Here is a 20,785-nt window from a genome sequence, read left to right on the forward strand (position 1 = left end):
TTTCAAATATATCGACATCCGTAGCGCTACTATAATCATAAGAAAAAGCTGTCCCCAAATACCTTCGGGAACAGCTTTCTCCTCTACTACATAAATCCTAGCGCATATACAAGAACGTATCCAAGAACCGATAAGCAAACCGAGCCAATCAGCCCCGCCACGAACGCTTTGCTTCCTAACTTACGGAACGTTTTAAACTCTACATTTAAACCAAGTCCTGCCATCGCCATTGCGATTAGCATATAAGCAATGACAACAATGTATCCCGCAACAACTTCTGGAATAATCCCGAGCGAATGCACGGCACTCATCGCTAAAAATCCGAAAATGAACCATGGAATTGGAAGGTCGCGCCACGATCTTTTTTCCTTGCTTCCTTCACTCTTTCCAAACCATAATCCAATTAAAATTGCTACTGGTACGAGCATTGCAACGCGCGTTAGCTTCACGATAACTGCGATGTCTATAGCCGTACTTCCTCCTGGCGCCGCGGCTGCGATAACATGAGCAATTTCATGCAGCGTGGCCCCTGAGAATACACCGTAACCATATGGAGATAGGCCAAGCACTGGATATAATAACGTATAAATAAGCGTAAATATCGTACCTAAAATAGCAATAATTGCAGCCCCAACTGCCGTTTCATCATCTTTTGCTTTCACTTGCGGCGCAATTGCCACGACCGCTGCCGCCCCGCAAATTGCTGTACCACATGCTGTTAAAATCCCAAGTTTCTTTTCTACCTTAAATACTTTCGTTAGTCCATATACAACGAAAATCGTAAATGTAATAACAACCGCTGCGATGACCAATACTTTCGGCCCTGCCTTCGCAATATCAACAAGATTTAATCGCATTCCAAGTAAGATGATTCCAAAGCGCAGCAACTTCTTACTCGCAAAGTTCGTCCCTGCAATCGCATCTTGAGGGACTCCAATTGCCGCACGCCAAACCATCCCAATTAGAATAGCAATTACTAATTGTCCCATAATATTTAAAAATGGAAGCTCTGCTAAATATTTCGCGGCAATTGCGATTAATAATGTAATCCCAATTCCTTGCGAAAATCCAAAACGCTTCTTCTTTTGTATAACAAGTGTTTGTTCCATTTTGAACCACTCCAATAATCGTATTGGAACATGCATGTTCTTTCTACTTACATTATAAGAGAGTTTCTATAATAAGTTTAATACCAATACCAAATCTCTATCATTAGAAATACTTATGATAAGATAATAGAAAAAGAAAGGAGCCCATTATATGAACGTAGACATTTTAAAAATTTTTGTTACTGTCGTTGAACAGAAACACTTCTCCCGTGCAGCAGAATTATTAAACCTTTCACAGCCTGGAGTAAGTATGCATATACGCAACTTAGAAAACGAATTTGGCACTACACTTATTCAACGCTCCCCGAAGCACGTCCAAGTTACTGAAGCTGGAAACATATTATATATACATGCAAAGCAAATGCTCTCTCTTTACGAAGATGCTAAACAAGAAATTAATGAACTACATAACGTTGTAACAGGAACACTTCGCATTGGTGCTAGTTTTACAATTGGCGAATACTTACTTCCAAAAATACTGGCTAACTATGCGAATGAAAATCCACACGTCGAAGTTCATACTTTCATCTCAAATACAGAAGACGTTTTGCAAAGCCTTCGCTCTAATCAAATTGATATCGGCCTAGTGGAAGGACAAGTCGTATACGCCGACGTAGATGTTGAAACATTTATGCAAGATGAAATGAAGCTCGTCGTCCCGCCAAATCATCCATTGCTCCGCACAAATGAAATAAATGAAAGTACACTCCAAGATCAAGTATGGGTATTAAGAGAAAGTGGTTCTGGTACACGCGCTTATAGTGACCGCTTTATTCATCAACACCATTTAAAAATGAAACGATTCTTTACATTCAGTAGTATACAAAGCGTAAAGGAAGCTGTTAGTGCCGGGCTTGGCATCGCTATCCTTTCTGATTGGACTGTACGGAAAGAGCTATTGGCAAAAGAACTATTCCACGTCGAAGTTCCCAATGAACAACTAATCCGTCCATTCTCCATCGTGCGCGGTAAATATTTCATTCCATCTAAAGCCATTCAAGTGTTCTTAAATCATGTACATTCTTTTGCAAAAAAACAGAGTTGACCTTCACATTAGTGTGAAGGTTTACAATACATGTAAAAGGAGTGAAATACATTGCGAATTGGAGAATTATCAAAAGAAACTGGCGTTAGTGAAAGATCACTAAGACATTACGAAGAAAAGGGATTACTCCCTTCGAAACGCCTTGCAAATGGCTACCGTGATTTTGATGAAATTGCCATCGAAAAAGTGGAGCTTATTCAAATGTACTTACAAATTGGCTTAAATTTAGAAGAGACGGCAAGGATGCTGCGCTGCCTTGAAATTGAACCGCACCTGTACGACAATCCGTGCAGCAGTATCCTTACACTTTACGAAGATAAACTCAATGAAGTAACAAAGCAAATCTCATTGCTTTCCAACATCCAAACAAATTTGCAAAAACACGTTTCACTCCTAAAACAAGCAAAAGAAAAGGGATGATTACATGTTTGTTATACATGGCAGTTCAAGACAAAACGGAAATACAGAAGCTTTAACACATATGATGATAGAGGGCATTGAAACAGAACAAATTTATTTGCGTGATCATACCGTCTATCCTATTACAGACCAACGTCATGATGCAGCAGGATTCCAACCTGTAAATGATGACTATAAGCAGTTAACCAACCGCATGCTAGAGCACGACACAATTATCTTTGCTACACCATTATATTGGTATGGAATGAGTGGACATATGAAAAACTTTGTTGATCGCTGGTCACAAAGCTTGCGCGATACATCCCTTCATTTCAAAGAAAAAATGAAAGGCAAAAAAATGTACGTTGTCATCGTTGGCGGGGACAACCCAAAGCTAAAAGCATTACCGCTTATTGCTCAATTCCAATATATCTTTGATTTTGTTGGCTCTTCATTTGAAGGTTATGTTATTGGGAATGCGAATGGACTGGATGAAATTAAAAACGATGCTGAGGCGCTGGCAAAAGCACAATTGTATAATAATAAATTCAAAAATAGTAAATAGAAATTAGTTTGACAAACCCTTTTGTATGCGCATACAATAAAAGTAATATTATGAAAGGAAGGTACTTTGACCAATGAAGTTCTAATTCTCTTATTTATTTCATCCATCACAAATAGTGAACAAAAATGATGAAAACTAGCAGGGGATTAGTCTGTCCATTTGTCGATACTTTCTTTCGAAACGATCATGTAAAAAATCGTTTATTTATGTACGATTTTTTACATACAAGGGCGACGTTTATCCTCTCTAGTGAAACTAGGGAGGTTTTTTTATGACTATTTTATTCGCAAGTAATATTGAAAAGAGCTTTGGTGATCGCACACTATTTACATTACCATCACTGGAAATTCAAGCACAGGATCGCATAGGAATTGTCGGAGTCAACGGAGCTGGTAAATCTACGTTATTACAAATATTAAGTAAAGAAATAGAAGCTGACAGAGGCATAGTAACTCATCATAGTTCTATCAGCATCATTCCTCAGCTTAGCGAAGAACTACCGGAAACTGCTTCTTCTCTTGCAAAAGGAAAATGGAGTATTTCAAACGTTACCGACGCAATGAGCGGCGGTGAACGAATGCGGCTAAAGATCGCCCATGCTCTCGAACAAAATGCAGGCATTTTATTCGCTGATGAACCAACAAGCCACTTAGATATGGTCGGTACAGAGCAATTAGAAAAGGCACTTTCATCTTATAAAGGAGCACTTGTTTTAATATCGCATGATCGTGAATTTCTAGATAATATATGTACCAAAATTATTGAAATTGAAGACGGTACTATTCAAGAGTACAAAGGGAATTATTCAAACTATCGAAAACAAAAAGAACGTGAACGAATACAAAAACAAGCAGAATATGAGCAATATGTACAAGAAAAAAATCGTTTAGAACAGTCCATTCTACAAAGAAAGCAACGTGCTTCTAACATGACAAAAATCCCAACGCGGTTCAGTTCATCTGAATCTAGACTTTATAGGTTAAGTGGGGCTCATGGCCAAGAACAGGTTAGCAAAGCAGCGAAGGCATTAGAGACACGTCTCGAAAAACTAGAAAAGAAGGAAAAGCCAAAGGATCTTTCTCAAGCTCAATTTGACGTGCAATACCATACTCCCATTCATAGTAAGGTGGCAGTACAATTCAATAAAGCAACAAAGAAAATAGGCGACCGCACACTATTTAAAAATATGAATGGAACTATTGCCCCTGGTGCAAAGCTTGCCGTTTTAGGGGCAAATGGAAGCGGCAAAACCACTTTGTTCAACATGCTTCTCACAAACGAGCGTGGCATGCAGCTATCGAAAAGTTGTAAAATTGGATACTTCGAACAAACATTATCTATTTTAAAAACAGATAAAACCATTTTAGAAAATGTTCTAGAAGAAACAAACTATACAGAAGCATTCGTTCGCACAATACTTGCACGACTTCTATTCCGCCGTGAGGATGTTCATAAACCTGTGCACGTTCTAAGCGGGGGTGAACGAATGAAGGTTGCACTCGCAAAAGTATTTTTAGGAAACTATAATATGCTTCTGCTAGATGAACCGACAAACTATTTAGACTTAGCGACGCAAGAAGAATTAGAAACCATGTTACAAGAATATCCTGGCACAATACTTTTCATTAGCCATGACCGTGCCTTTATTCGCTCTGTTGCAGACCATATTCTACAAGTAGATGAGAGTGAACCAAGAATCTTCCACGGTAATTACGAGCAATACACAAAAAGAACCACCGGAGCTTCTGTAAACGTTACTGAGCAAGAATTGTTACGATTACAAACAAAATTAACAGAAGTCATCGGCCGGATTTCCATTCCAAATCATCACGATGACATCACATCTCTCGAACAAGAATACGCAAAATTATTAACTCAAATTCAAAAATGTAAAGAAGCGCTCTAATGTCTTCCCTATATATCGACGGGGCCTTCCACATTTCCCAAGAAATATTGAAACTTCGACATATAAAGTAAAAAGCCGTGCATCAGCACGGCTTTTTACTTTATATGCGGACAGCAGTCCCGCTCACCGCAACCATTAACATACCTTCGCGAACTACTTCGTAATCCACGTCGATACCAACAATTGCATTTGCATTTTTTTGTCTTGCGAAAGTTTTCATCTCTTCCATTGCGATGTCGCGTGCTTCTTTTAATTTACTTTCATAAGCGCCAGCACGACCGCCGACAACGTCACGAACAGAAGCGAAAAGGTCACGAACGATATTCGCGCCCATAATCGCTTCTCCATTGACAATATCAATATATTCAATAATTTCTTTTCCTTGAATTGTAGACGTTGTTGTTACAATCATACTTTATAGCCTCCCATATGAGATTTTTACCTACTTATGGTGCACTAATTCAGTACAAATTATATTTACGAACTAAACTGAGCTTCGTATAACCTACTGTATCCTCCACCTTGCTCAATTAATTCATTATGTGAACCTTGTTCTGCAATGCCATCTTTATTTACAACGACGATGCGATCTGCATTTTTAATCGTTGCAAGTCTGTGAGCGATAACTAATGTTGTACGACCAACAGATAGTTCAGCAAGCGATTTTTGAATCGCAAGTTCCGTCTCTGTATCTAGTGCAGAAGTTGCTTCATCCAATATTAAAATTGGTGGGTTTTTTAAGAACATACGAGCAATAGCTAGACGCTGCTTTTGTCCACCTGAAAGTTTCACGCCGCGCTCACCGATAACAGTATCTAAACCGTCCGGCTGTGAGTAAATTAAATCTTCTAACTGCGCACGTTTTACTGCCTGCCAAATTTCAGCCTCTGATGCCTTTAAATTTCCGTAAGCGATATTTTCACGAATTGTTCCTGAAAATAAGAACACGTCTTGCTGCACAATTCCAATTTGCTTACGAAGTGAAGATAATGTCATATCTTTCGTATCAATTCCATCAATTTGAATCGATCCAGATGATTGCTCATAAAAACGTGGTAATAGGCTACATAAAGTCGTTTTCCCAGCTCCTGATGGTCCAACGAACGCAACCGTTTCACCTGCATGTATTTTCAAACTAATGTCATTTAAAATTGGTTCTTTGTTTTCATATCCGAACGTAATGTTGTTATATTGAATATCACCATGTACATGTTTAACTTCCATTGCATCTTTAGAGTCTACAATGTCAGGCTCTGTTTCAAGAAGCTCTACATATCTTTTAAAACCGGCGATTCCCTTCGGATAGCTTTCGATTACCGCGTTAATTTTTTCAATTGGGCGGAAGAAAATATTCGTTAATAGAACGAATCCGATAAATCCACCGTACGTTAATTCTCCTTGCAGAACAAACCATGTACCGCATATTAAGACGAAGAGCGTTACGAGCCGCATGAGCATATAACTAATCGATGAATTTAACGCCATAATTTTATACGCCATTAATTTCGTTGTACGGAAACGAGCGTTGTTGACAGCAAATTGCTCTTTCTCAAACTTTTCATTTCCGAATGCTTGTACAACACGAATTCCCCCAACATTGTTCTCAATGCATGCATTAAAATCAGCAACGTCTGAGAATAAACGTCTAAATGTACCTGTCATTTTTTTATTGAAGTAAAGTGCTAACCATAATAGGAATGGAATGACGAAGAACGTTAATAACGCTAACTTCCAGTTAATCATCATCATAAATGAAAATGCCCCAACTAAAGTCATTACGGCGATAAATAAATCTTCCGGTCCATGGTGAGCAATTTCCCCAATTTCCATTAAATCGTTTGTAAGGCGTGAAATTAAATGACCAGTTTTATTATTATCAAAAAATCTGAATGATAGCTTTTGAATATGATCAAATAATTTCTGCCTCATATCTGTTTCAATGTTAACACCAAGCATATGTCCCCAATATGTAACGACATATTGTAAGCCTGCATTTAACATATAAACTGCGAGTAAACCGAAACAAGCCCATAAAATAAGCGTCCAGTTTTGCCCTGGCAATAACTTATCAATAAATTGATTTACGATAAGCGGGAAGCCGAGTTCTAATAATCCTGCGACAACCGCACAAGAAAAGTCGAGTATAAATAAACCTTTATACGGTTTATAGTACGAGAAAAATTTACGCAGCATATCTTACCTCCATTTTCCAAAATTAAAAAGACTCCCTAAATGATAACCATTATCAAATAATTATTCAAGTTATCCGTCTATGAAACTGAAAATAAGCTTTGCGATAGTTGTCGTTTTTTGCTGGAAAGTCGATATATTCGAATAATCGCCGATATATTTCGAGTTGCGCTGATATATTTGCAAAATCGCCGATATATTTCAAGTTGCGCTGATATATTCGGATAATCGCCGATATAAATTTCATTTACTAACTACTCTCCCCTCCCCCAAAAATAAAAAAGGTACCACCACAAGGTGATACCATTCCTTCTATTACATCGCTTCCGAATCCCACTCATGCTCCTGTTCAACGAATACAATACCTAATTCGTGATGTCCACCAGCATATAATGCAGTTTGTGCAAGACGAAGCTCACCATTTGTATCTAATACTTCTAATTTACAAAATGCTCCTGTCGTCTTCGTTTGAAGCGCATCATAAAATTCCTCGGCGCTTTTTGGAATGACTCCATTTACTTTCGTAATAATTTCTCCAGGCAGTAATTTTAGCTCTGCTCCAATTGTATTTGGAATTGTATCTAGTACAACGAGCCCATCATTGCGTGCAGCAAAATATGCTGGTCTTGTTTCATCGGCAATTTTCTCTTGCATCGAGATTGTGAAACGCCCAAGCATTGCGACTCCCATCGCGATAATTGCAAGTACGTGCCACCAATAACTTGCGATTCCTAAAACGAGCACAAGTCCTGCTAATCCATAAACACGTCTTCCTGTAAATAATAAAGCTTCCGTCGGCTCATAACTTTTAATCTTTCTCATAAATCCAATTAAAAATGGAACGAGGAATAGAGAATATGTATTTGAACCGATTGAAACGACAGGCCACCATGAAATAAACTGCGTTACCGCATCACCCGGTACAAGAATAAAAATAGGAACGATCCATAAACGCTTTGATTCGTGTAAACCAATCTTTAATCCACGCTTCCCCTTCCTAATCCTCGGCGTCGAATATCCTACTGCGTTTTTAGAAATCAATAAGCCTTCTACAATAAGCATAACGCCTAGTAAAATAACAAGGGATACAATGGTACTCTCTTCACCTTCTCGAAGCTGTAAAAAGGAAACTGGTAGCTTAGAAGATAATAGAACACATACAATCGCAATGCTAAATGTATAAGCCGCCGATAAATATCGATACATAGCCGTTAATCCAAATAGTAACGTCCAAATTAAAATGGCCCATAAGCTCGCTTTAGAAACAACAAGTCCAAGCCCAATTGTAACAATAGATACTACTAATCCGTATCCAATCCCTGCAAAGAGAGAGGTTCGCAGTTCAAACCAAATATCATAAACTTTAAAAGAAAAATCTTTTCGTTCTCTTAACATACGTAAGTATCCAACGAAGATACTACTTATTACAAATATATAGACAGCAGGGTGTAAGAAAAAACGTCCAACTGCCCGCATTATTTCAAAAATCCACGCCTCCATGAACTCATTCACCACCATTTATATCATTCTTTCTTTTTATATTATCATAACTAAACAAACGTTTGTTTAACACAAAAAAATACAGGCAGCAAACTGCCTGTATTTCTTCTTATTTTGCCATTAATTTTAATGCTGACTGTAATTGTAGATCATTTTCTCCAGAACGAATTTTTTCGATAATTTTAGTTTGAATCGCTTCAGCTGTCTTTTTATCAAGCTGTCCTGTCGCTTCCATCTCATTTGCATTTTGGAATGCTTTCAGAGCCGATTCTGTCTCTTTACTAAAGTATCCATCTTCACGACCTGGTACATACCCTAAGCTCTTAAGCATTTCTTGAGCATGTTTTACTTGTACATCATTTGAATTGTATGAAAGTGTTTTTTCAATTTGAATTGGTGTCGCATGATAATAATTTGGTTGCTTCACTTCTACTGTTGGCGCGATTCCTTTTTTATGAATCCAGTTCCCATCCGGTGTTAACCATTTAAACATCGTTAATTTAATGTTGCTGCCGTCTTTAAATGGAACAGCTTGCTGGACAGTACCTTTACCAAATGTCTTTTCACCAATTAAATCGTATCCTTCTCCTTCTTTTAGCGCACCCGCTAAAATCTCTGAAGCAGAAGCACTTCCATTATCAATTAATACTGAAATTGGATATGGTTTTCTCTCTTTCAGTTCCGTAGAGAATTTCTTCTTCTCACCATTTCGCTGCTCTACTTGTAGCATCGGCTTTTTATTCGTCATAATTTCCCCTAGTATATCTTCTACACTATTTAAATAGCCACCAGGATTACCACGCACGTCAATAACTAAGCCTTTTATATTTTTCTTCTCTAACTCTTTTAACTGATCCTTAAATTCTTTCGCTGTATTTTCAGCAAAAGAAGTGATTTGCATATAACCGATATCTTTTCCACTCTCTTGCTTCACAGAACTAAATACTGTAAAGATTGGAATCTTTTCACGCTTAATTTTAAATACGATCGGATCAGTTACTCCCGCACGTTTAATTTCAATTGCGACAGTCGTTCCCTTTTTACCACGAATTTTTAATACTGCTTCTTCACGTGATAAGTCTTTCACACTGTTTCCATCTACAGATAAAATTTGGTCATTCGGTTTAATTCCTATCTTTTCTGCTGGTGAACCTTTAATTGGCGATACGATAATAAGCTTACCGTCCGTCTTGTTCACCTCAGCCCCAATCCCCTCTAATTCGGGATCAAGCGATTCACTAAACTGTTTGGCTGTTTCTTTATCCATATACGTGGAATAAGGGTCCTTCAGCGTAGACAACATACCTTGTATTGCACCTTCAACTAACTTTTCATCTTTCACGTCTTCCACATAACGTGAATCAATTAGTGCATACGCCTCATTAATTTTTGCCAAATTCCCTTGCGCAGTGCTAGCATTCCCACTCGAAATTGTTTGCGTTACTTCTGATGGGTTAACCCCAAATACAGACATGCCTGCAAACATTCCGCCAGCACCAATTAAAAATGCAACAACCATTCCAATAATTGCAACTCTACGTTTCAATGCGGAATTCCCCTTTCCAAAACACACAGGTGGTGTAGCAAAAGGCATCACACAGTGTGTGATGCCTTTACCTATTTCTACTATATGATAAGCTTGTACGAATTATGTTTGCAACTTTTTATACTTTTAAGAAGCGACGAATTGACATTACACTTCCCCACATACCGATTAAAGCACCGATTAACACTAGTAAACCAGCTAATTGGAATACGAACGGACTGTATGGTAGAAGCTCGAAAATTGTTCCGCCAAGTTTTTCATTAAACACACCTTGCAACGAATTATACGTAATTAGAATTAGGCCAATTGGAATAATTGATCCTAATACTCCTAAGAATAATCCCTCTAGCAAGAATGGCCAACGAATAAACCAGTTTGTTGCACCAACAAGTTTCATAATTTCAATTTCTGTACTACGAGCATAAATTGTAATTTTAATTGTATTAGAGATTAAGAACATCGCTGTGAATAAAAGACCAGCAATTAACGCAATCCCAATGTTACGACCAGTTTTTACAGTATCAAATAATCGTTCAACTTGTCCTTTTCCGTACTGAACATTACTAACAAACTGCATTTTTTCAACCTTCTTCGCGATTGTCGCTGTATCGGTTGGTTCTTTTGCTTTTACAACGAATACGTTTTTAAGTGGGTTATCTTGTTCAAATAACTCAAACGTTTTTCCACTATCACCTAAGCTTTTAATTAAACGTTTTAACTCTTCTTCTTTAGAAGAATATTTAATAGAATCTACTTTTGCAATCTTACTCATATCTTCTTCTAATTTCTTTTGATCCGCTTCTTTTGCAGCTGGATCAATGTGTACACGAATCTCTACATCTTGCTCTACTTTCGTGGCAAAATGGTTCATATTCATAATCGCTGTTAAAAAGACACCTACAAGTAATAATGTAACTGTTACTGCACTAACAGAAGCAAATGTCATCCATCCGTTACGTGATAGATTCTTTACACCTTCTCGCAAATGTCGACTAAGGGTCTTAGCCTTCATATCCGTATCCTCCCTCAATCTCATCTCGAACAATTTTTCCGCCTTCAATCGCGATTACACGATGACGGATTGTATTTACGATATCTGCATTATGCGTCGCCATAACGATCGTTGTGCCGCGCTCATTAATGCGAGTAAAAATATTCATAATATCAAGAGCTGTTTCAATATCTAAGTTACCTGTTGGCTCATCGGCAATTACAACCTTTGGTCTATTTACAATTGCTCTTGCAATAGCCACACGTTGTTGCTCCCCACCTGAAAGCTCACTTGGAAGTGCGTCTGCACGATCTTCAAGGCCTACAAGACCTAGCACTTCTGTTACACGCTCACGAATTGCATCCGGTTCTTCTTCAATTACTTCTAAAGCAAACGAAACATTCTCATATACCGTTAATTTAGGTAGCAATTTAAAATCTTGGAAAATTACGCCTAATTGACGACGAAAATACGGAACGTCTCTTTCTGCCAATGTTTCGATAGTAAGTCCATTTACATTAATAGATCCTGTAGATGGTTTCTCTTCACGATACATCATTTTAATAAATGTAGATTTCCCGGCTCCACTCGGTCCAACTACGTATACGAATTCACCTTGTTTAATGTTAACTGTAAGACCAGCAATGGCTTTCATACCATTCGGGTACTCCTTATAAACATTCGTCATTTTTATCATTATTTATCACCCAATACTTAATGATTTTTTTCGAAATACTTTTCTGTACATCTGAAAATAAAAGACATCCTTCATTTTCATTTAGTCATCCTTGTTGAAGGTAGTTTACTTATGCTTTCTCATAAGCAATACCACTCTATGTAATATATTTCAGCAAAATTCTACAAACCCCATTGTAACATCAAACGGTTTCCAATTTGGATACATTTTTGTTACAGTTATGTTACATACCAGAAAAAAGGAAAACGAGCTGACTATATTATCAACTCGCCCATTTCACCTTTTTATTTATGTTCAGCTAACCATTCAGATACTTTTTTCGCATCTTCACCTTGAATAAGTCCTGGTGACATTGAACCACGGCCTTTTTTAATAATCTCTTCAATATCTGCAGCGTCGTACTTACCGCCTACTTTTCTTAAATCAGGTCCAGTTGCCCCTGATAAATCTGTTGCGTGACATCCCGCACAACTTCTTTGGAAAATTTGTTCTGCGCTGTCTGTGCTTGCAGACTGTTTCGAAGACTTACTCTCTTCTTTATTTCCGCATGCTCCTAAAGCAAAAACAACCGATGTCCCTAGCGCAATAGCCAACAATTTCTTTTTCACTTCTATCGCTCCCCATTGTTGATATTCTTTTTATTCCTAACACACTCATTTTCATTATAAGCATTATCTTTATATAGAAAAACTAAGGTGTATTTCATATTCCTCAAAAATACAGTGAGAACCTTGATAAAATAAAGCTTTCATAAGTTGTTTCAATTCTGTGAACAACTTAAAAAACTTCTATAAAGTATCCTTTTTAAAAGAAAAATTAGAAAAGTTCTATATAAATCTTTACCCTATTACCGCTCTATTTTATTATTCTCTACTTTTTACAAAACAATATACAGCATTGTAATCTACATATAATCCCATCAAAAAGAGAAGTTGTCGTTTCCAACTTCTCTTCCTCTTTACTTCATCTATAAAAATAGAATCAAATTCTTTATATCCTCTATTGTCCTCAGCATGCGCCAACAATTTCGTTGGCTTTTTTTCGCTTATTAGATACGAGAACGTAAGTAAGCATCAATAAATGGATCAATCTCTCCATCCATAACAGCTTGTACGTTACCAACCTCCGTATTTGTACGATGGTCTTTTACAAGAGAATACGGGTGGAATACGTAAGAACGAATTTGGCTACCCCATCCGATTTCTTTTTGCTCTCCGCGAATTTCATCTAATTCTGCTTGTTGCTCTTCTAGTTTCTTTTGATATAATTTCGCTTTTAACATTTTCATCGCATGCTCACGGTTTTTAATTTGAGAACGCTCCGACTGACATGTTACAACCGTATTTGTCGGTGTATGTGTAATACGAACTGCTGAATCTGTCGTATTTACGTGCTGCCCACCAGCTCCACTTGCTCGGTACGTATCAATTTTTAAGTCTTCTGTACGTACTTCGATTTCAACTTCATCATTGAACTCTGGTACAACTTCACAAGATACGAACGATGTATGACGGCGCCCTGAAGAATCGAATGGTGAAATACGTACAAGACGATGTACACCTTTCTCTGCTTTTAAGTAACCGTAAGCGTTATGACCTTTAATTAATAAAGTTACACTCTTAATACCAGCTTCATCACCTGGTAAATAATCAACCGTTTCTACTTTGAATCCACGTTTTTCAGCCCAGCGTGTGTACATACGTAATAACATAGAACCCCAGTCTTGTGACTCAGTTCCACCTGCACCTGGATGTAATTCTAAAATCGCATTATTTTTATCATAAGGATCACTTAATAGTAACTGAAGCTCATACTCATTCATTTCTTGAATTAAGCCTTTTACTTCTGATTCTAATTCCTCATGTAAATCTTCATCATACTCTTCTTTTAAAAGCTCATGCGTGATTTCTAAATTTTCGAACGTCTCATCTAACTGACGGAACTTTCCAACCATATCTTTTAACGCATTCGCTTCATTAATTACAGCTTGTGCGCCTTGTTGGTCATCCCAAAATCCTGCGCCCATCATTTTTTCTTCTAATTCTGCAATTTGTTTCTCCTTAGTAGGGAGGTCAAAGAGACCCCCTAAAAGCCGCTAATCGCTTAGCCATTTTCTCTAATTCCTGTCTAATTTCTACTAATTCCATTTCCTTCACCTCTATGTAATTGCTATTACTTTCGTATGAAAACAAGGGAAACTCTCTCCACTTATTACGGAGAGAGTTTAATCCTTCTTAATTATACATTTTTGATATAAAAGTTTGCAAAACAGCCAAAGCTACCGTCCTATATTACTGAACGATACCACAGCAGTTTTTATATTTTTTACCGCTACCACATTTACATAAATCGTTGCGGCCCACTTGGTCACCTTTTACAACTGGCTTTTTCTTTGCTTCTTCGCCATCGCTAGAAGGATGAACAGCTTCACCTTGAACAACTTCTTGACGTTCTAAATTTTGTTCAATTTCAGCTTTCATAATGTAACGAGAAATTTCCTCTTCAATAGAGGCAACCATTGACTCGAACATCGCGAACCCTTCCATTTGGTACTCACGAAGTGGATCGATTTGACCGTAAGCACGTAAATGAATACCTTCACGAAGGTGATCCATCGCATCAATATGCTCTGTCCATTTCGTATCTACAACGCGGAATACAACAACCTTCTCAAACTCACGCATTTGCTCTTCTGGCATAAGCTTTTCCTTTTCATTGTATCGCTCTATTAATTTCGCGATAATCGGTTCGCTCATTTCCTCAGGAGCAAGGCGACGTAATTCTTCTTCTTTTACATCTCCGTCTTGAAGAAGGTTTGTATTTAAGTAGTCAACAAGACCTTTAATGTTCCAATCTTCTTCAATTTCCTCTTGTGTATGAAGGGCAACAGCACGTTCTACTGTAGATTTCATCATACCTTCAATAATGCCGCGTAAGTTGTCAGACTCCATTACCTCTTGACGCTGTTTGTAAATAACTTCACGTTGTTGACGAAGTACATCATCATATTGCAGTAACTGCTTACGTGCATCATAGTTATTTCCTTCAACACGTTTTTGTGCAGATTCTACCGCACGAGAAACCATTTTACTTTCAATCGGCTGAGAATCATCCATACCAAGGCGGTCCATCATTGCTTTCATATTATCTGAACCAAATCGGCGCATTAATTCATCTTCCATCGATAAGTAGAACTGCGTAACACCAGGGTCCCCTTGACGACCAGCACGACCACGTAACTGATTATCAATACGACGACTTTCGTGACGCTCTGTACCGATAACTGCTAAACCAACGTTTTTCACATCGTCTCCAAGCTTAATATCTGTACCACGACCTGCCATGTTCGTCGCGATTGTTACAGCACCTTTCATACCAGCCTCTGCAATGATATCTGCTTCACGAGCATGGTTTTTCGCATTTAAGATGTTATGACGTACACCTTTACGCGTTAACATTTTTGAAATAAGCTCTGAAGTTTCAATTGCAACTGTACCTACAAGAACAGGTTGTCCTTTTTTATGACGATTTACAATATCCTCAACAACAGCATTGAACTTACCTTCCATTGATTTAAAGATTAAATCGGCACGATCGTCACGAATAATCGGTTTGTTGGTCGGAATTACAATAACGTTCATATTGTAAATGTTACGGAATTCCTCTTCCTCTGTTTTCGCTGTACCAGTCATACCAGATAATTTTTCATACATACGGAAGTAGTTCTGGAATGTAATTGTTGCAAGCGTCATGCTTTCATTTTGAATTTCTACACCTTCTTTTGCTTCAATCGCTTGGTGTAATCCTTCGCTATAACGACGACCTTTCATAAGACGACCAGTGAATTGGTCTACAATTACGATTTCGCCTTCTTGTACAACATAATCTGTATCACGGTGCATAACAACGTGTGCACGAAGTCCCTGATTAATATGGTGAAGAAGTGCTACATGTTTTAAATCGAATAAGTTTTCAATATGGAAAGCTTTCTCTGCTTTCGTAATACCATCTTCTGTTAGCATTACATTTTTCGTTTTCACATCAAATGAATAATCTTTTTCATTTTCTAACGTACGAACAAATGCATTTGCAAACATGTATAGCTCTGTTGATTTTTGAGCTTGTCCTGAAATAATAAGCGGCGTACGTGCTTCATCGACTAAAATAGAATCGACTTCATCGATAATAGCAAAGTGAAGTGGACGTTGAACGCACTGCTCTTTATATAAAACCATGTTATCACGTAAGTAATCGAATCCAAGCTCATTATTTGTGCTATACGTAATATCAGCAGCATAAGCTTCTTGTTTCTCTTCGCGTGACATACTATTTAAGTTAATTCCTACCGTTAAGCCAAGGAACTCATGAAGTTGTCCCATTTCGCTCGCATCACGTTGTGCTAAGTATTCATTGACTGTAACAACATGAACACCTTTTCCTGTTAAAGCATTTAAATATACAGGTAATGTAGATGTTAACGTTTTACCTTCACCCGTTTTCATCTCAGAAATATTCCCTTCATGTAAGGCAATACCACCCATTAACTGTACGCCATATGGACGCATTCCAAGAACACGAGTTGCCGCTTCGCGAACAACCGCAAAAGCTTCAGGTAGTAGATCATCTACTGTTTCACCTTTTGTTAGACGTTCTTTAAATTCAAGCGTCTTTCCTTTTAATTGTTCATCAGTTAGTGGCTTAATAGATGACTCTAATGCATCAATTTGCTCAACTGTTTTCTGCATACGTTTAATTTGGCGTTGATTTACATCAAACACCTTTTTTAAAATACCGATCATAGGAAATACGCTCCTCTTTTTATTAAAATAAAACTTCCGATTGTTTTTCTTTTTCTCTATTACAATCAGTCGTTATAAAAATCAAATGTATGTTATGCCAATTTTTCTCCTAATTAAAAAAACTAAAATGTATATACCTAATGATAATTGTAACACTTGTCTTATAACTATGACAACAATCGGCAAGATGTCGGGCCTTATATTCAAAAAAAGTTTTTATTTCATTTGTTACGTTCCTTTTCTCTGTCTCGCTATTTCAATTTCACGTTACAAATTTCGTATTAAATCTAAGTCATATTCTTTCAAGTTTCCTTTTAAAGAATATGACTACCAGAAGTTCCTTAATAAAATCTAAATCAACAATTACAAAAAGCCGGAAACTTTGCAGGTGCAGCATCCATAGATACTTACACCTACAAAAAAACTCCGACTTTAAAAGATATTGTTATGTTGCAAGATCTACAAACACCATTAAAATATAGCTGTATCAATCATAAATTTTATTAATTTATCGGTATTTCTAATTCATGATATTTCCCTTTCTTATCCTTTATACAAGAAATGAATTTCACTTTAGTTGATTCATTTGAAAAGTTTTTATAATTTTCATAAGGGTCATCTCCTATAAAATAATTTGTCCCTATATACCCTCGTACTGTTTTACCAGCAGGTATTACAAGATCAAACTGATATTTTTTAGGTAATTCCATTGAATAAGGGATTAAATTATAAAACTCACCTATTTTAGAATAAAACATTGTATCGGAAATAGACTTATTACTAAGCAAGTTAATATCTCGATTTGTTGTATTTGTAATATCTAAAGGTAAAACATACGTCACTACTTCACGGTCTTCATAGGGATCATAAACTTTTGTAGGATCAAGAGGATTGAGTGCATGAAACGTAACTCCTTGCCCATCTTCAAAAGTTCTATTAGATAAAAACTCATCTTTTACCACTTTATAAGATTCATTATTAAGATTTAATGTTTTAAATCTTAATAAACTAGCAAATATACATAGCAACAGACACAATCCAATACTTATTAAGATATGTTTTCTCGTCACTCTTAATCTACCAACTTTCCATTATTAACATGTACAATACGATCTACCATTTCATTATCTAGAACATGCACATCATGACTGGCTACAACAATAGTCGTTCCCTTGGCTTTTTCTACTTTCAAAATATCTAAAACATCTTTTATCCCATCACTATCTAAAGCATTAGTTGGCTCGTCTAATAACAGTAATTTTGGTTGTTCCATTAAAGCTTGCGCTATCCCTAAACGTTGTTTCATACCTAAAGAGTATCTTTTATACTTTCTCTTATCTGTTTTATCAAGTCCAACCCTTTGAATAATATTATAAATCTCCTCATCGGAGATTTTATTGTTAATCGATGATAAAAATTTCAAATTCTGAAAACCAGTATACCCTGGAATAAAACTTGGATATTCAATCAATATTCCCATAGAATCAGGAAATTGCTTTTGTTTTCCGATTATTTCATTATCTATATAAACAACTCCAGAATTCAAACGCATTAACCCTGATATAGCGCGTAAAATCATCGTTTTACCAGAGCCATTATGCCCCTTCAAAACTAAAAATTCGCCTTTTTTTACTGCCAAACTAATATTATCTAACACAATATTTCCTTTTAATCTTTTCGTCATACATTCACATTTAATATAATTGTCCATAAATTATTCACCTATCACATCTAGTTTTTTAAAACAAAAACTACCTAATAAAATCATTACAACAACAATTACTACTCCCATTAAAAGTAAATCATTATATTGAATAGACTGATTATTACCTAAAGTCAATTGAATTGAACTGTGATCAACAAAATACCAACGATTTGGCATAACAAAAGAGCCTAAAAAATAAATACTATGAAAGAAAATAGACAAAAATAGGTACAACAACATTAGTACAAAAACAATAGTTATCGGTATATAAAAAGTTAAGAACTCAAAAATCAAAGCTAATAAAAAGCTTATAATTATTTGAATTAGCATAGTACCTAATATCTTATAAGGAAATTGACTATATAAATTTAAAAAATTATACTCGCCTAAAGAAAGCAAATAGTAAGCGCTAAACCAAATAAAATACATACCAATCCAAATAATAATTATATAAAAAAACAAAGATAATATTTTCGTTAACCACAGAAAATGCTTCTTCTTAACACGAGGAAATAAATAAACACCATTCTGTTGAATATCTGAAAAAGCAAAATCCCCTACAAGCAACAAAGGAGTGATTTGAAAGAATATCCAATAAAAAGGGATAGAAAATCGCCCCTCCTTATAAAAATAAGATAAATCCACAAAGTCTACTCCATGAAAAAATTGATAAAAGGTAACATCTACTAATACAGATTCTTTACCATTACTAAGAGGCTGATTGTATAAAAAAGCAATTGCAATAATAGCGTAAATTAAGAATAAAAAAACCATTATCTTGATGGAATCTCGAAACCTTACATATAAATCTCTTTTTAACAAATAATATAAGATCATAATGTAAACTAGACCACCTCTGTCTCATCATTCATAGAAATATAACTTTTTTTAGATAAAATCCATACACTTATAAAAAAGATAAAAAAACAGCCAAATAAGCGTATAAATAAACCAGTAGCATCTTCAAAGACATTTATATAAAAAGCATTTGTAAATAAAAATCCATGTAATATAAATCTATCTAATAAAACAGCAGTAATCATACATATTATTACAAGTAAACTAGGTAAAAATAATTGCAATAAAGCACTTATCATACATATAAAAACACTCGCAAATAATTGAATGCAAAATAATAATGGATAATTTACATCAACACTAGTTACAGCCATCATAGTTGACATCAAAAACAACTGTAAAATCATACTCCCAGCAAAAAAGTAAACAAAAACGAATAATTTTAAATAATATATAGAAACTAATTTCAATGCATTATTCACTCTGTAAACAACATAAATACTAAAAAAGTTCGACATAGAATATACAGAAAAAACAATTGTCAAAGGAATAAATATAGTCGACAAATTATACAACGACATAACCTTATACAAAGCTTCCAATTCGTTCATTTTCTCTTTTACAATTCCGGGTTCAAAATAATTGAACAAGCAACCAATGATACTAACATTAAGTACAAAAAGAATACTTAACCAAACATATTTCATCCTTATAGTTTCTTTCATAACATTATAAAAGAACATGCTTCCTACTCCCCCGTAAATAAAGAACTACAGAACAAAACCAAATACATAACAGTACACTAAGAAAAATTTGTAATTCAAAAAAGCCAAAATCTTTAATTAAATAATCTTTAGGATTGAGAATCCCTTTTCCAATACCAAGCCAAAAAATATGTAAAATAAATGGAACTAAATAAATAAAATAAACTCGTTTTATAAAAAACGAAACTGATAAAGCTAAACTCGAAAAAACCGCACCGTATAAACCATTTAAAAATACATACATTAGAAAATATAAAGTAGGGTACTTATAATAAACTATATGAAATTGAGCTGTTGGCGAAACAGTAGAAGCCATATAATTTAATATTGGATGCGGAGCAACTGTTGGATAAGTCATCACATATAAATAAAAATTAAATAGTAAAGGGACACTTATAATAAAAAAAGATACAATAAAATTAATAAAATAAAGCAGCTTAAAATAATAACATGTTCCCATCTTAGAAATAACAGGATAAATAAATCCATAATTTTTATCAATTCTATAAATCCCTGCTACAGCCATTGCGGAAAGCATAGGAAATATAAGTAAATAAAACTCACTATAAAACGATAATCTATTAAAATATAAAATATTAGATAAATATGGGGATACCTTTATAATCCCAGCATCGTTAAATCCTTTAGTTGTCACAAACATAGCAATATATTGAGCAATAACAATTACTAACATAATAAATAAAGACAACCAAAACATCCTACCTTTTAAAATCCTTCCTAAAAAGTAACTCATCTATAGCTCCTCCATAA

The 20,785-nt window shown here is 35.7% G+C and carries 19 protein-coding genes; 4 read left to right on the forward strand and 15 right to left on the reverse strand.

All coding sequences use genetic code 11. The features are described 5' to 3' along the window. Positions 1-86: 86 nt before the first annotated feature. Positions 87-1,109, reverse strand: a complete 1,023-nt coding sequence (locus NST27_RS25255; protein WP_000438437.1) for a YeiH family protein — start codon at positions 1,107-1,109, stop codon at positions 87-89. A gap of 151 nt (positions 1,110-1,260) precedes the next feature. Here NST27_RS25255 and NST27_RS25260 point away from each other — a divergent pair, with 151 nt between their 5' ends. The 4 genes from NST27_RS25260 to abc-f all read left to right on the forward strand — a co-directional run bounded on the left by NST27_RS25260 (position 1,261) and on the right by abc-f (position 5,024). Continuing rightward, entirely contained in the window at positions 1,261-2,154 is an 894-nt protein-coding gene (locus NST27_RS25260) for a LysR family transcriptional regulator (protein WP_001099988.1), read from the forward strand. 51 nt (positions 2,155-2,205) lie between these two features. Beyond that, entirely contained in the window at positions 2,206-2,574 is a 369-nt protein-coding gene (locus NST27_RS25265; protein WP_047387198.1) for a MerR family transcriptional regulator, read from the forward strand. Positions 2,575-2,578: 4 nt separating this feature from the next. Next, positions 2,579-3,118, forward strand: coding sequence for a flavodoxin family protein (locus NST27_RS25270; RefSeq protein ID WP_047387201.1), 540 nt, complete (start codon positions 2,579-2,581; stop codon positions 3,116-3,118). A gap of 271 nt (positions 3,119-3,389) precedes the next feature. Then, positions 3,390-5,024, forward strand: a complete 1,635-nt coding sequence (gene abc-f, locus NST27_RS25275; protein ID WP_000153779.1) for a ribosomal protection-like ABC-F family protein — start codon at positions 3,390-3,392, stop codon at positions 5,022-5,024. A 100-nt stretch (positions 5,025-5,124) separates the two neighbouring features. Here abc-f and NST27_RS25280 read toward each other — a convergent pair whose 3' ends face one another. The 14 genes from NST27_RS25280 to NST27_RS25345 all read right to left on the reverse strand — a co-directional run bounded on the left by NST27_RS25280 (position 5,125) and on the right by NST27_RS25345 (position 20,768). Beyond that, positions 5,125-5,436 carry a heavy metal-binding domain-containing protein gene (locus tag NST27_RS25280; RefSeq protein ID WP_000637523.1) on the reverse strand — a complete coding sequence of 104 codons (312 nt, stop codon included), beginning with the start codon at positions 5,434-5,436 and terminating at the stop codon, positions 5,125-5,127. A gap of 65 nt (positions 5,437-5,501) precedes the next feature. Then, positions 5,502-7,217, reverse strand: coding sequence for an ABC transporter ATP-binding protein (locus tag NST27_RS25285; RefSeq protein ID WP_000944620.1), 1,716 nt, complete (start codon positions 7,215-7,217; stop codon positions 5,502-5,504). A 312-nt stretch (positions 7,218-7,529) separates the two neighbouring features. Next, positions 7,530-8,714, reverse strand: coding sequence for a PDZ domain-containing protein (locus NST27_RS25290; RefSeq protein ID WP_000388615.1), 1,185 nt, complete (start codon positions 8,712-8,714; stop codon positions 7,530-7,532). Positions 8,715-8,823: 109 nt separating this feature from the next. Further along, entirely contained in the window at positions 8,824-10,260 is a 1,437-nt protein-coding gene (locus NST27_RS25295) for a S41 family peptidase (protein ID WP_000830313.1), read from the reverse strand. Between the two features lie 118 nt (positions 10,261-10,378). Next, positions 10,379-11,272, reverse strand: coding sequence for a permease-like cell division protein FtsX (gene ftsX, locus NST27_RS25300; RefSeq protein WP_000645027.1), 894 nt, complete (start codon positions 11,270-11,272; stop codon positions 10,379-10,381). Then, positions 11,262-11,948, reverse strand: a complete 687-nt coding sequence (gene ftsE, locus NST27_RS25305; protein WP_000594321.1) for a cell division ATP-binding protein FtsE — start codon at positions 11,946-11,948, stop codon at positions 11,262-11,264. The genes ftsX and ftsE overlap by 11 nt, the downstream gene beginning before the upstream one ends. Positions 11,949-12,232: 284 nt before the next feature. Further along, a complete protein-coding gene (cccB, locus tag NST27_RS25310) occupies positions 12,233-12,556 on the reverse strand; it encodes a cytochrome c551 (protein WP_000727971.1) in 324 nt (107 codons plus the stop codon). Positions 12,557-12,996: 440 nt separating this feature from the next. After that, a protein-coding gene (prfB, locus tag NST27_RS25315) for a peptide chain release factor 2 (RefSeq protein WP_096001716.1) occupies positions 12,997-14,095 on the reverse strand; the annotation gives its coding sequence in 2 pieces (ribosomal slippage) (positions 12,997-14,022 and positions 14,024-14,095; 1,098 coding nt in all). 144 nt (positions 14,096-14,239) lie between these two features. Next, positions 14,240-16,747: a preprotein translocase subunit SecA gene (gene secA / locus NST27_RS25320; protein ID WP_000579387.1), complete on the reverse strand. Its 2,508-nt coding sequence runs from the start codon at positions 16,745-16,747 to the stop codon at positions 14,240-14,242. A gap of 503 nt (positions 16,748-17,250) precedes the next feature. After that, a complete protein-coding gene (locus NST27_RS25325) occupies positions 17,251-17,778 on the reverse strand; it encodes a hypothetical protein (RefSeq protein ID WP_047387321.1) in 528 nt (175 codons plus the stop codon). 41 nt (positions 17,779-17,819) lie between these two features. Next, positions 17,820-18,458 (reverse strand): ATP-binding cassette domain-containing protein, encoded by a 639-nt coding sequence (locus NST27_RS25330; protein ID WP_047387204.1) that lies wholly within the window; start codon positions 18,456-18,458, stop codon positions 17,820-17,822. Between the two features lie 3 nt (positions 18,459-18,461). After that, positions 18,462-19,226, reverse strand: coding sequence for a hypothetical protein (locus NST27_RS25335; RefSeq protein ID WP_047387325.1), 765 nt, complete (start codon positions 19,224-19,226; stop codon positions 18,462-18,464). 71 nt (positions 19,227-19,297) lie between these two features. Next, a complete protein-coding gene (locus NST27_RS25340; protein ID WP_000466510.1) occupies positions 19,298-19,993 on the reverse strand; it encodes a hypothetical protein in 696 nt (231 codons plus the stop codon). Next, positions 19,980-20,768: a hypothetical protein gene (locus NST27_RS25345; protein ID WP_000120044.1), complete on the reverse strand. Its 789-nt coding sequence runs from the start codon at positions 20,766-20,768 to the stop codon at positions 19,980-19,982. The genes NST27_RS25340 and NST27_RS25345 overlap by 14 nt, the downstream gene beginning before the upstream one ends. Between the last annotated feature and the right edge of the window lie 17 nt (positions 20,769-20,785).

The sequence above is a fragment of the Bacillus sp. FSL W8-0770 genome (assembly GCF_038008705.1).
Taxonomy (GTDB): domain Bacteria; phylum Bacillota; class Bacilli; order Bacillales; family Bacillaceae_G; genus Bacillus_A; species Bacillus_A cereus.